Source organism: Aneurinibacillus sp. XH2, assembly GCF_001439585.2.
In the GTDB taxonomy this organism is placed as follows: Bacteria; Bacillota; Bacilli; order Aneurinibacillales; family Aneurinibacillaceae; genus Aneurinibacillus; species Aneurinibacillus thermoaerophilus.
Genome location: NZ_CP014140.1, coordinates 885838 through 898631, shown reverse-complemented (window position 1 = coordinate 898631; position 12794 = coordinate 885838). Strand labels below are relative to the sequence as shown.

Here is a 12794-nt window from a genome sequence, read left to right as displayed (position 1 = left end):
TTACGCATAAATAAGCGATTGGTTTCTTAAATAGACTGTTACAAATCATTCCACTTTCTTCAAGTCGATTGCTAGCGGTTCTTCCCGATAGGCGCGCATCGTCATCCAATTCATCCAGAGACCGGGTTTTAGTGACAAAATATCGTTGACAATTTTATAAAGCGGGGGCATTTCCTTATATTTCTCTGATACACACTCCCAAATTTCCTCTATTGTAATATCCTCATAGCCGAGCATGGCGAACTCCTGTGCCTTGATTTCGCATACATAAGCCAACTGTTCGTCAAGCGGATAGTTTGCCATTTCACAAAGCCTCCTGTTCTTACAAGTTAGTTTAAGGCATGTTTGCACAGGGTACATGCATATGCTGTCAACAAATACGCATGAGAAAAGTGAGGGCATAGGATGACGAAACAAACGTTTATCAAAGGAACGATAATTCTTGTTCTCGCCGGCCTGATTGTAAAAGTATTGGGCTTCATCAACCGCATTATGCTGGCCCGCATCATTGGCGCAGAAGGGCTTGGCCTATACCAGATGGCGGTACCAACGCTAATTCTTATTATTTCGCTCGCGACATTCGGCCTGAACGTTTCGGTGTCCAAGCTGGTTGCCGAAGCGGACGCGCGGGGCGAAAGCGGAAAAGTCCGCTCCATTCTGCAAATTTCGCTCGTTATCGTTTCAATACTTAGCCTGATATTTACTGCTGTCATGACTATCGGCGCTTCCATTATCTCGCGTTACTTTCTTACGGATGAACGAGCGTTTTACCCGCTGATCGCCATCGCTCCCATCGTTCCGCTTGTCGCTGTCTCCTCCGTATTGCGCGGGTACTTCCAGGGCAAACAAAACATGGTACCAACAGCCAGTTCGCAAGTGGTTGAACAAATCGTTCGCATGTTTACGGTTATTATTCTTGCTTCTTGGCTTATGCCGCGCGGCGTTGAATATGCGGCGGCCGGCGCGATGGTGGGCGTGGTTATCGGGGAAGGATGCGGAATGTTGAGCCTGCTCTTGCAATTTCGCAGGCAACGTCTACCGCGGATTTTCCAGCAGCGCAGCCTGTCCGAAACGTTGGAGCGGAACCGCGGAACATTCCGCAGTCTGCTCGATATTTCCGTTCCGGTAACCACAAGCCGGATTGTGTCTTCCCTTACGTTTTTTATCGAACCAATTATCGTGGCGCAAAGCTTGATGCTCGCCGGCATTTCAGCCAGCGCCGCAACCAGCTTTTACGGGCAATTGGCTGGAATGGCGATTCCTCTCTTAATTTTTCCGACATTTATTACGTATTCGCTCTCGGTTTCGCTTGTTCCTGCCGTCGCGGAAGCGGCAGCGCAAAAAAACGATCAGCTTATCCACCGCCGCATCTATCAGTCGATAAGGCTGGCGCTTGTCATCAGCGCCCCATGCGCCGCCCTGCTTTACGTATTTGCCGAACCGCTTGCTTCTTTGCTGTATCATGACGAAAAAGTCGGACATTTCCTTAAACTGATGGCCCCTTACTCGATTTTCCTGTACTTTCAGGCACCGCTTCAGGCTGCGTTACAAGGGCTTGATTACGCAGGAGTAGCCATGCGAAACACCATTATCGGGGCATTATTAAAAACAGCGGCCATCTTCCTGCTCGCTTCCCGTCCGGAATTCGGATTCGACGGGGTGGTTCTGTCGGTGAATATCAGTATTTTATCGGTGACATTGCTCCATTTCTTCAGCCTTAGCAAAGTAACAGGCTTTACAGTCGAGATAAAAGATTTGCTAAAAGTTATTGTCAGTGTAGTGCTGGCAAGTTACGCCGCGCTACATATGACGCGTCACTGGTCACACGTAATGGAACTTTGGCAAGCGATACTGCTCGGAACCGGACTTGCTCTTATTGTTTATGCGCTTCTTCTCGTCTGGCTCAAAGTGCTCGGTAAACAGGACGTCGAACGCATTCCGTGGATCGGCCCGGCGCTCGCCCACTTCCTGTCTAAACGATAAGCGGTTCAAGCAAAAGCGCAGAAGCGTCCACAACTGTCTCCATCCTTGAACGCGATCCGAATGCTTTACGGACGCCGCTTTTGCTAAGAAGAATGGGATATGGATGAACAGGCTGATTTCGCTACAACCAGCGCTTGCGCTTAAAATAGAGAAGCATAAGAGCAATAACCGTAAACAATATCCCCATAATCGCCCAGAAACTGTAAGGCGAATCCTGTCCAGGCAAATGGACATTCATACCCATAAGACCAGTAATAAAAGTGAGCGGCATCATAATGGTGGAAATAATGGTAAGAATCTGCATCGTTTCAGTCGTTTTGGCGCTAACGATCGAATAATACGTATCGAGCGCACCGTTTACGAGATCGCGGGACGTCTCTGCGGAATCCACAAGCCGTTCAAGATGGTCCACCAAGTCAATATAGAATGGAATATTTTCTTCATTAATTTTGAATAGCATAGTTCCGTTCACCGGTGCGAAAATCCGTTTTTGCGGCAAAATTACGCGACGAATCAGGATAATGGTACGCTTTAGGGCCAGGAACTCTTCCGTAATGGCTTCCATCTGATGCTCATACATCTCATCTTCTAACTCATCAATCCGCGCGCTAATCCGATCCATAATCGGAAAATACTCGTCAGTAATACCGTCTACAATGGAATACAGGAGAAAATCCGGGCCTCGATTCATGTATTTTTTGCTGTGCAGACTAACAGCTGCAATCCGCCCAATACTTGGCATTGGCTTCTTATGAATCGTAACAATATAGTTAGAACCTAAAAACACATTTAATTCAAGCGTCGTAATTTCATTATCGCTCTCTTCGTTATACCTCAACGCATGAATGACGAAAAAATAATAGTTTTCATAGTCATCTACTTTCGCGCGGGGACTTACATGTAAACAGTCTTCGATCGCCAGCGGGTGAAAGTTGAAAATATCGGCCACATATTGTAGTTCATCATTGCCTACATCATACAGATCAATCCACAGCAAATCTTCCGGCGAACGAAGAAAACTATGCACCTGGCTTAAATCGACATCATGGTGCATCGTTTGTTGTGAATGATTATAAAAATATGTTTTAATCACGGATTTTCACCCCCTGAAATGCAATGCAAAAAGCATTGTGCAGTTGTTTTCATTTTACCATCATTCGAAAAATTCTTCCGTGTTTTCAGATGGAATTTATAGAGGAAGCGGGTAGATCTGCTGAGCATAATCCGTCCATTTCGTTCATAGGATTTGTACAAAAAAGCGAGGTGTGTCCGATGTTGAAAATAAGTCAAGTAAAGCTTCCAGTAGTAGCCGGCTTCATCTATACGTTTGTCATTGTATTCATCGGTGCTGTCCTTTTTTCACTTATTCTTGCGTTTACTGGCACGCGCGAAGCTTCCCTTCCCACCTTTGTTTACGCGGTAAATGGCCTGGCATTGTTTTTCGGCGGTTTTGTATCCGGCAAGCGCGGAGGCGAAAAAGGCTGGTACTATGGTGGAATGACAGGACTATTTTATTACCTTTTCGTGCTTCTGCTCAGCTTCCTTGGTTTTGACGCCAAATTCGGCGTAAGTCACCTCTACTCTCTTCTTCTTTCCTTCCTTATAGCCGCTATTGGAGGCATTATCGGAGTAAATATAACAAAGAGGTAAAAAAAAGCGGGAGCATGAGCGCTTCCCGCTTTCTTTACTATTGCGACTTCTGCACGCTTTCGCCGATGACGGACTGTACCGCCATCTTTTCAAACGTCAGCTTATGGCCGCCGGCATTGATTACGATTGTATTGTTTTCATCGTTGATTAAATCAATCGTGCCGTGCAATCCACCAATTGTGACAACACGATCCCCTTTTTTCAGGGCGGCCAGCATCGCATTTCGCTGCTTCTGGCGCTTTTGATTCGGACGAATCAAAAGAAAATAAAAGATAGCAAACAATACAACCCACAAAATTACTTGCTGCATACCCGCACTCATGGTATTCCTCCTTTTTTCATTACTTATATTCTTGCCAGTCCACGTTTTTTCCTAAAACGTTTTCTTTATTATTTTAAAAAAAAACATAGAACTAGGCGGGCTTCATATACCAAAAATTCTAGAATCCTCGCGTCTCTGTGATGCCATACTTCGCAAAAAACTCGTCCCGGAAATCACGCAGACGATCTTCCATAATCGCCTGACGTACCTGCTTCATCAAGTTTAGCAGGAAGTACAGGTTATGATATGTTGTCAGACGTACGCCGAGAATCTCATCACAACGGATAAGATGACGAATATACGCGCGCGTATAATTACGACAGGTGTAGCAATCGCAATTCGGATCAAGCGGCGTAAAATCGCGCGCATACTTAGCATTGCGAATGACCAGGCGACCTTCGCTTGTCATACACGTACCATTGCGCGCAATACGTGTCGGTAACACGCAGTCGAACATATCGATCCCTCGCATTGCCCCTTCGATCAAAGCATCCGGAGAACCAACACCCATCAAATAGCGCGGCTTATTCGCTGGAAGAAGCGGCACCGTATAATCCAATACTTCATACATCAACTGGTGGGGCTCGCCCACGCTTAACCCGCCAATCGCATAACCCGGAAAGTCAAGGGACGTGATGTCGCGTGCGCTCTGCTCGCGCAAATCACGATACATACCGCCCTGCACAATTCCGAACAGCGCCTGATCATGCGGTCGCTTATGCGCTTTTAAGCAACGTTCTGCCCAACGGGTCGTTCGCTCCATAGAAGGCCTGACATATTCTCTCTCAGCCGGATATGGCGCACATTCATCAAATGCCATAATAATATCCGCACCCAGCGCATTTTGAATTTCGGTCGCTTTTTCCGGGCTAATGAACAGCTTTTCGCCGCTTAAATGCGAACGGAACGCTACACCTTCTTCGTCGATCTCACGCAGATTGCTTAAGCTAAATACCTGAAAGCCACCACTATCGGTCAAAATGGCCCGATCCCAATTCATAAACGAATGGAGTCCGCCCGCTTCCGCCACCAACTCATGTCCGGGACGTAGAAAAAGATGGTACGTATTACTCAGAATAATCTGTGCGTTCATCTCTTTCAGCTCTTCTGGCGTCATTGTTTTCACTGTGGCCAGCGTGCCTACCGGCATAAAAACCGGCGTATCTATCGTTCCGTGTGGTGTGTGCAGTTTCCCGAGCCGCGCTCCCGTCTGCTTGCATGTTTTAATCAATTCATAGCGTACTGCCAATGTTATGTCCTCCTACTTCTTACAAAATCAGCATCGCATCACCAAAACTGAAGAAACGATATTTCAGACGAATGGCTTCTTCATAGGCGCGAAGAATATTTTCACGTCCCGCAAGTGCGCTTACAAGCATGACAAGAGTTGACTTTGGCAGGTGAAAGTTTGTCACAAGTCCATCAATGACGCTGAACGTATAGCCGGGATAAATAAAAATATTTGTCCAGCCTTCTTCTGCGACCAGCTTTCCGCCATGCTTTTTGCCGATGGTCTCCAGCGTGCGGCAGGAAGTAGTCCCTACGGCTACAATACGTCCGCCACGCGCTTTGGTTTCATTAATAATGCGAGCATTTTCCTCATTCAGCATATAATATTCGCTGTGCATCTCGTGCTCTTCCACCGTTTCCGCCATGACCGGCCGGAACGTTCCAAGCCCAACATGAAGCGTCAAAAACGCAAGATTTATCCCCATCGCCTTCAGCTCTGCCAAATACTCTTTCGTAAAATGAAGGCCCGCCGTCGGCGCCGCTGCAGAACCACGATGCTTGGCATATACGGTCTGATACCGCTCGCTATCATTCAACTGCGCTTTAATGTACGGAGGCAGCGGCATTTCTCCTAATTGATCCAGAAGCTCGTTGAAAATCCCTTTATATTCGAAACGAATCATTCGCCCGCCCACTTCCGTACTATCCAAGCATTCGGCCGTAAGTAAGCCATCGCCGAAGAGAATACGCGTGCCGGGTTTGACCCTTTTCCCCGGTTTTACAAGCGTCTCCCAACAATCATCACCAAGCGGTTTAAGCAACAGCACCTCAATATGGGCACCTGTTCCTTCTTTCACGCCAAAAAGCCGGGCAGGAATTACCCTCGTATCATTTAACACGAGGGTATCGCCGGCTTTTAAATATCCCTTCAAATCGGTGAATTGTCGGTGCTCAACTGCTCCTGTCTGCTTGTTCAGCACAAGCAGTCTGGAAGCGGTTCTCTCCGGAAGCGGATTCTGCGCGATAAGTTCTTCTGGTAAATAAAAATCGAAATCGTTGACGTTCACGGCCTATCCCTCAGCTTTATTTTAAATCATCAGTATAACGTCCTCTATCATACCGATTTTTTCCCTTATGTGCAAGGAATAGACATAAAACTGTTAATTTCCTGCTTCATAATTTTCGCTAATTTGTGCGGGAGCATAATAAAATTGTAAAATGTCCTGATAGTTCATTCCTTCTTTGGCCATTTGTCTTGCTCCCCATTGACTCATGCCAACACCATGGCCCCAACCGCTTCCAATAAACGTAACTGAAACCGGTTTGACTGCCGGATCGCTACTTCCCTGATCGAGCGTTTTTTTCTGATCGGCCCCTTGCAACACAAGCCCAGAACCAGCGACTGTTTTTTCCGTGGTTCCGTTTGTTATTGTTAATGAACCTATGTCTTTGCGCTCGGTAGTCACCCCATTGTAAGCGGACAGCAACTCTTTTGGCGAAACAGGCGCATTATAATTGACCTGTACATGATACAATGAACTTTTCAGGCCCAGCACGGAACGCGCCTCATCTTTGGTCAAGTGTACCGTACCTTTATCGCCTTCAATCATCAAATCAGCGATACGTCCAGAGGGATACGTTTGCTTTACTTCTACCTTTTTTATCGTACCAATCGCAGGCGTGCGATTTTTAAGTTTTTCCTGCAACTGGGCAATGGTCATCGTCTCCTGCCAATTTTTATACGGCGAAATTTTGGCGTCATACGGATCAGGCTTGGCTGTTAAGTACGGTGCGCCTTTAGAGTTTTTCCACACATTCTCCGGTGCTTCGCTATGTCCGCCGTTGCTAGACGCATATAACGCTTCGATTAATTCGCCATTATATGAAAGAACTTGACCTCTCGTCTCTTCTACTGCGGCGTTGGAATTCGGATGCTCAATCGAGACTCCCTGGTACGCCTGATATTGAGTCGTATCGTTAATAGCCGCACCGTGCTTTGCTATCATTTGGCGCATAGCATACGTACGGGCAGCAACCGCTTGCGCTTTCAGCGCTTCCCGCTCCCAGGAAGCGCTCATCTCTCGCGGAACAACACCTTTTAAATAGTTTTCCATTCCAAGCTCGTTAATAGGAATAATGCGGGGCTTCGTTCCTTTATATCCAAGCTGAAATTCCATGGCTCCGCGGTACTTGAAGCTCTTACTCTTTCCCTGCACTTGTATGATTGAATTTTTCGCTTCCTGTATTACCGGAACAGCCCGAATTGTGCTCTGCCCTTGCAGAAGCGGCACAGGCAAACCAATTGACCCGTATTGGTATAAACTAAGCGTTCCATTTTCGATTTGTACAAAATACTTCTGCCCTGCTAGCAACATAACATTCGGGTGGTTCTCTATGATATAATTGCTTTCTATCGTAAATGAAAGATTCGTTAACGCTTCCTCACTTCCTGACGAAAACGGAGTCACCAATTCTACTCTCACCGTTGGTTCGTCCATCGCTTGCGCTTGGCCGGAAAACGGCAACAGCAAACCTATACTCAAAACTACCGAAAATACTTTCCCCAGTTTCATCTTTCTCGCAACCTTTCTCCTCTATCCACCTGATTTGATATTTTAACAATTGTACACTGGGCATTCGTGCCACAATTCTATTCTATCAACTTTAATTAAATTAGACGTCCAAAAAGAAAGAAAGTCGCCCAAAATTTACTAAGAAAAATCCAAAGTCTATACCAAATTTTGCGCCTGGCGAATTCTCTATGTAGTAAAATATGAATATCAAATAACCAGATTCTCTTATAAATGGGGATTTCTCGCTTCCATACTAGCTACATTAACCGCAAACTCTTCCGTTTCCTCTGACAAAAGCTGAGAGAACTCGACCCGCTCAGCTCGGCTCTCTATCACTTTCACCGCTCGCTGCATTAAATCTTGAGAGGAAATCTCCCGTCCAATTAGTTCGGATAACGAAGCGACTGTCTCCGGGCGGACAAAAGGAAACGTATCATTTGGACATGCCGCTTTATCATAAAAGCCCCGAACCAGCTCGGCTCTCGCACTGCCGCTTCCATCGGCCAGCAAAAACGCCTGCACAGCTACCGCGCCCCGTCTTCGACGCTGCGCCAGTCCACCGAATTTTCGCCCATCAATGCTTACGTCAAAATCACCCGGACAGTAAGAGCCAGCAACTTCTCCCGTCTCTACTCGCACGCCATAAGGTTCTAGCATGAGGCGAATAAACTCTGCCATTGTCCGGTAGCCAGCGTGAATATCGGCAAATGCATCTTCAGCGGGAAGGATAAGCGACAAATTCAAAACGCCAGCGTCCAGCACAACCGCTGCGCCTCCAGAGTTACGTACGATAGGCAAATATCCTTTTTCCTTCAGATAAGCCAGTCCTTCTCGGATGCCGCTTAATTTATAGTCCACGTTTCCCAGCACGACATTATTATGATGCACCCAGCCACGCATCACCGCCGGACTATGTCGCAGGCGAACTGATGTGCACAACGTATCATCCATCGCAAAGGAATACAACGCATGAAAAGACGGATGGGTTTTCGTCTGATCAATAATCCGCCATTCGGTATGGCCGAACAAACCGCTTTCCTGTTTCATTATTTTTATCCCCTTCATAATATTGAATGCCGATCTATCAAGCTATATTTATATACGATACCTCTTACTTTACAGGAATCTATCCATCGTTTGCAATCCATAATAAATAGCGGACGATGGTTAACTGAAGCATCATTGTATATTGACATTTATCTTGTTTTTCCTTATATTTAGCTAGGTAATTAATTAGTGATAAGGGGTTTTTTGTGTTATGAATGTATACGGCCACCGCATCAATCAGGCAGCCAGACATTTTGTTAAAAAGTTGAATGAACACCTTGCTCCACTCGATTTATATAATGCCCAATGGGCCGTTATCCTTCGTTTACGGGAAAACGGAACATCTACGCAAGTTGAACTATGCAACGAGCTGTGTGTAGAACCGCCCACGATGACGCGTACGCTTGCCCGCATGGAACAGGGGGGATGGATTACCCGTGAAGAAGGAACAGACAGACGTGAACGAAAAGTGAAATTGTCGCAGAAAGCGTATGAAATGCTTCCCGTCTTGGAAAAAGCGTCCGAAATGGTAGAAACGCAGGCACTCAAAGGAATTAAGGAAGAAGATTTAAGGATATTCACCTGTGTGTTGGAGCAAATGGTAAAAAACTTAAATGAAAAATAAAAAGGATGGGAGAGAAGGAGGGTTGTCAACATGAACCAACACCAAAAAGCGGGCAGGTATCTGACACGGTTCATCTTGTTTATCGCGGGCCTGTTCATTCTTTCGCTAGGTGTCGTCATAATGATGCAGGCAGGTTTGGGGGTTAACTCTTGGGATGTGCTGCACATCGGTCTTACACAAATGACGTCATTATCCATGGGTACATGGGTGCAAATCGTCGGCATTATTGTTATCGCGCTTACCTGCTATCTAGAACGTAAATTTCCTTCTGTCGGCACCGTACTCAATATTGTCCTTATCGGTTTCTTTATCAATTGGATTTTGTCCCTGCATATCATTACCTCTCTGCACAATTTCTGGCTTAATCTCATTATGCTTATTTTCGGAATTGTGCTTATGGGATTTGGCGCAGGCATGTATGTCGCTTCCGGCCTTGGTGCCGGCCCGAGGGACGGTCTTACGCTAGTACTGTCCGACCGCCTCGGCTGGTCCATTAGCCGCGTGCGCACAATGCTGGAAGGCATCGCCCTTTTTCTTGGCTGGCTGGTGCACGGCCCTATCTTTATCGGCACTCTACTTTCAGTATTTCTCATCGGCCCGGTCATGCAGGTTTCCCTGCTCTTCTGGCGCAAGCAATTGGTGCCGTCGGTCGCTAAACCGACCAAACTTCAGAAAGTGGCGTCGATTAAGGCTGCGGCACGCCGCTCATGAGAAAAACTCGCGGTTGTTTCCTTGTTTACTCACGAAGAAAAAGCCACGAGCCATCGAAGATGAGGGCTCGTGGCTTTCGTCTATCAACGAAACAGCCGGAACAAATAAAACAGAAGCGAAAGCACGATACTCAGAACGATACTGGTCATTACCGGGAAATAAAAGCGGAAATTTTCTTTTTCTATCACGATATCGCCCGGCAAACGCCCCAAATTCAGAAAACGTCCTCCTACTTGCCAAAGAAAACCAAGAACAATCAATACAACTCCAACAACAATCAGCATTTTCGCCACTGGATTCATACGCCCGGCACCTCCTTGCCGAAATACTGGTACGCGAGCGGCGTTGCCACGCGCCCGCGCGGTGTGCGCTGCAAAAAACCGATCTGCATCAAATAAGGTTCGCACACATCTTCAATCGTCTCCGCTTCTTCACTCACAGTGGCCGCCAATGTATCCAGCCCAACCGGGCCTCCCCCGAACAAGTCTATAATAGATAACAGCAATTTATGATCAATCTCGTCCAGTCCTAACCGATCCACTTGAATACGTTCCAGCGCTTCGCAGGCCAACTCGCCGGTAATCACTCCATCGCCCTGAACCTGGGCAAAATCGCGCACCCGCTTCAAAAGGCGGTTCGCAATCCTTGGCGTACCGCGAGAGCGCCGTGCGATTTCCTCCGCTCCTTCTCCGCGAATTTCGACGCCGAAAATCTCCGCCGCCCGCATCACAATGTATGTGAGTTCATCTACGGCATAATACTCCAGACGACTCACTACACCAAATCGGTCACGCAGTGGCGCGGACAGCATTCCGGCTCGAGTCGTAGCCCCCACCAACGTAAATGGTGGGAGGTCAAGACGCACCGATTTTGCCCCTGGTCCTTTCCCAATGACAATGTCCAGCGCAAAATCCTCCATTGCCGGATACAGCACTTCCTCTACGCTGCGCGGCAGACGGTGAATCTCATCGATGAACAATACGTCCCCCGGCGCAAGACCAGTCAGAATCGCCGCCAAATCGCCAGGGCGCTCAATCGCTGGACCTGATGTCGTTCGCAAATTGACTCCCAGCTCGTTGGCAATAATCGCGGACAATGTTGTTTTCCCAAGCCCCGGCGGGCCGTACAACAACACATGGTCAAGCGCCTCATTCCGAAGCTTAGCCGCTTCAATAAATACTTTCAGATTCTCCTTAATCTGCTTCTGGCCGATATATTCGGCCAGATACCGGGGACGAAGGCTGAATTCTATGTTGTATTCTTCCATATCGTGCGCATGGGCAGATATGATTCGCTCTTCCATACTATCTCCCCCCTTATGTTGTCAAAAAGAATTGCAAAGCACGCTTTACGATTTTATCGGTAGAAGCCAAATCAGCCCCTTCTTTCTCCAGCTTTTTCATCGCTTTCTGAATTTCCGCCTGACTGTAGCCAAGCGCGGCGAGCGCCTCCATCGCTTCCTGCTTCGGCTCATCAAATGCATGAAGCAGTGTTGGCTGATCCGTTGCCTCCAGCCGATCAGCCACTTTCAGCGCCGTTTGTTCTACGTTTGACATCGCCTTCAGCTTGTCTTTCAAATCGAGAATAATACGCTGGGCCGTCTTTTTGCCGATACCAGGAAAACGCGTCAAAAATCCGATATCCTCACGGGCCACAGCGGCGATAATTTGCTCAGGCGTTCCGGCTGACACCATCGCCAACGCTCCCTTCGGTCCAATGCCAGAGACGTCGAGCAGCTTGCGGAACAAATCGCGCTCACCCCGCGTCGGGAACCCGTAGAGATGCATCGCATCCTCGCGCACATAATGGTGCGTATAGACACGCACCTGCCTTGTTTCTCCCTCTCTATATTGAAAAGGATTCCCCGAAAATATACGGTAGCCAATACCATGGGAGACGATTACAATTGAATCAGCTTCCACATAGGCGACCTGTCCCTCAATAAAATCAATCATGTCATTTTCCCCCTGCTTTTGCCATAAACCTGATTCTTTTATTTTACACTATCTTAAAAAAGGCGAACATGTATTTTACATAAGAAAAAGAGGCGAAGCCTCCTGTTTCGCCCCTTTTTCTTCTCTAATGCGCATGCACCGCTGTCTCTTTTTCTTCGTTCGTAAACTCACTGTACGTTGAGATGATAGAATTATATTCCGCCGCATTGGAAATATGAATCCCTTTGCGCAACAGATCCAATTCCTCTGGCGGAAGGCTGGATTCCAGCTTTTTCGTATCCAGTTGGAAAAATGTCTGGATAATTTGACCTTTCTCCGGGAGTCCATCAAATAAGGTCAGCTCCCCATTTTCATTGATGCCGAAATAAGCGTGTTCCTTGCAGCGTGGAGAAAGATCATTAATTTTCTTCTCGAATGTGTATACATTGCGGTCGCGGGAAACAAAATCCCAGTCATGATAGCGCTGAAGCAATTCCTCCGAAGAGGATACTGTTTCCCGGTGCGTTTCTTTTTCCGTCTCACCGCAAATGTATTCTCGCTTCAGCACAACATCGACGGTTTGCGTTGATGCTTCATTCCCTTTTAGTTCTTGAATCTTATTGTATAAATACCATGTTCCACTGCTTATAACGGTGATGAACAAAAGCGATAAAGCCAGCAGTGTTCTCCAATGTTTCGGCAATTGTTTGCGGACCATC

General features: G+C 47.1%; 15 protein-coding genes. 4 read left to right on the top strand and 11 right to left on the bottom strand.

Features of this window, described 5'->3' with window-relative positions:
• Positions 1-45: 45 nt before the first annotated feature.
• Complete coding sequence (locus ACH33_RS04350; RefSeq protein WP_057897929.1) at positions 46-303, bottom strand: post-transcriptional regulator; 258 nt, start codon at positions 301-303, stop codon at positions 46-48.
• Between the two features lie 102 nt (positions 304-405).
• Between ACH33_RS04350 and spoVB the strand changes: the two genes are divergently transcribed.
• Positions 406-1983, top strand: coding sequence for a stage V sporulation protein B (gene spoVB, locus ACH33_RS04345; protein WP_057897928.1), 1578 nt, complete (start codon positions 406-408; stop codon positions 1981-1983).
• Positions 1984-2104: 121 nt separating this feature from the next.
• Here spoVB and corA read toward each other — a convergent pair whose 3' ends face one another.
• Positions 2105-3076, bottom strand: a complete 972-nt coding sequence (gene corA / locus ACH33_RS04340; protein WP_057897927.1) for a magnesium/cobalt transporter CorA — start codon at positions 3074-3076, stop codon at positions 2105-2107.
• Positions 3077-3255: 179 nt separating this feature from the next.
• Here corA and ACH33_RS04335 point away from each other — a divergent pair, with 179 nt between their 5' ends.
• A complete protein-coding gene (locus tag ACH33_RS04335) occupies positions 3256-3633 on the top strand; it encodes a TIGR04086 family membrane protein (protein ID WP_057897926.1) in 378 nt (125 codons plus the stop codon).
• A gap of 37 nt (positions 3634-3670) precedes the next feature.
• Here the strand turns inward: ACH33_RS04335 and yajC are convergent, their stop codons facing one another.
• The 5 genes from yajC to ACH33_RS04310 all read right to left on the bottom strand — a co-directional run bounded on the left by yajC (position 3671) and on the right by ACH33_RS04310 (position 8805).
• Positions 3671-3955, bottom strand: coding sequence for a preprotein translocase subunit YajC (gene yajC / locus ACH33_RS04330; protein ID WP_057897925.1), 285 nt, complete (start codon positions 3953-3955; stop codon positions 3671-3673).
• 118 nt (positions 3956-4073) lie between these two features.
• Positions 4074-5204: a tRNA guanosine(34) transglycosylase Tgt gene (gene tgt, locus ACH33_RS04325; RefSeq protein ID WP_057897924.1), complete on the bottom strand. Its 1131-nt coding sequence runs from the start codon at positions 5202-5204 to the stop codon at positions 4074-4076.
• A gap of 19 nt (positions 5205-5223) precedes the next feature.
• Complete coding sequence (gene queA, locus ACH33_RS04320; RefSeq protein WP_057897923.1) at positions 5224-6252, bottom strand: tRNA preQ1(34) S-adenosylmethionine ribosyltransferase-isomerase QueA; 1029 nt, start codon at positions 6250-6252, stop codon at positions 5224-5226.
• Between the two features lie 93 nt (positions 6253-6345).
• On the bottom strand, positions 6346-7728 hold the full coding sequence (locus ACH33_RS04315) for a SpoIID/LytB domain-containing protein (RefSeq protein ID WP_162264998.1): 1383 nt from the start codon (positions 7726-7728) through the stop codon (positions 6346-6348).
• Between the two features lie 255 nt (positions 7729-7983).
• Positions 7984-8805 carry a lipoate--protein ligase family protein gene (locus ACH33_RS04310; RefSeq protein WP_057897921.1) on the bottom strand — a complete coding sequence of 274 codons (822 nt, stop codon included), beginning with the start codon at positions 8803-8805 and terminating at the stop codon, positions 7984-7986.
• A gap of 211 nt (positions 8806-9016) precedes the next feature.
• Between ACH33_RS04310 and ACH33_RS04305 the strand changes: the two genes are divergently transcribed.
• Together ACH33_RS04305 and ACH33_RS04300 are read left to right on the top strand one after the other, a co-directional pair.
• Positions 9017-9430, top strand: a complete 414-nt coding sequence (locus ACH33_RS04305; RefSeq protein WP_057897920.1) for a MarR family winged helix-turn-helix transcriptional regulator — start codon at positions 9017-9019, stop codon at positions 9428-9430.
• A gap of 30 nt (positions 9431-9460) precedes the next feature.
• A complete protein-coding gene (locus tag ACH33_RS04300) occupies positions 9461-10141 on the top strand; it encodes a YczE/YyaS/YitT family protein (RefSeq protein ID WP_057897919.1) in 681 nt (226 codons plus the stop codon).
• Between the two features lie 83 nt (positions 10142-10224).
• Here the strand turns inward: ACH33_RS04300 and ACH33_RS04295 are convergent, their stop codons facing one another.
• The 4 genes from ACH33_RS04295 to ACH33_RS04280 all read right to left on the bottom strand — a co-directional run bounded on the left by ACH33_RS04295 (position 10225) and on the right by ACH33_RS04280 (position 12793).
• Positions 10225-10443 (bottom strand): DUF2905 domain-containing protein, encoded by a 219-nt coding sequence (locus ACH33_RS04295; RefSeq protein ID WP_057897918.1) that lies wholly within the window; start codon positions 10441-10443, stop codon positions 10225-10227.
• Positions 10440-11444 (bottom strand): Holliday junction branch migration DNA helicase RuvB, encoded by a 1005-nt coding sequence (gene ruvB / locus ACH33_RS04290; protein WP_057897917.1) that lies wholly within the window; start codon positions 11442-11444, stop codon positions 10440-10442. The genes ACH33_RS04295 and ruvB overlap by 4 nt, the downstream gene beginning before the upstream one ends.
• Positions 11445-11457: 13 nt before the next feature.
• The gene (gene ruvA, locus ACH33_RS04285) at positions 11458-12096 is read right to left on the bottom strand and encodes a Holliday junction branch migration protein RuvA (RefSeq protein WP_057897916.1); all 639 of its coding nucleotides are present in this window, start codon (positions 12094-12096) and stop codon (positions 11458-11460) included.
• A 124-nt stretch (positions 12097-12220) separates the two neighbouring features.
• Entirely contained in the window at positions 12221-12793 is a 573-nt protein-coding gene (locus ACH33_RS04280; RefSeq protein WP_057897915.1) for a BofC C-terminal domain-containing protein, read from the bottom strand.
• Position 12794: the final 1 nt, after the last annotated feature.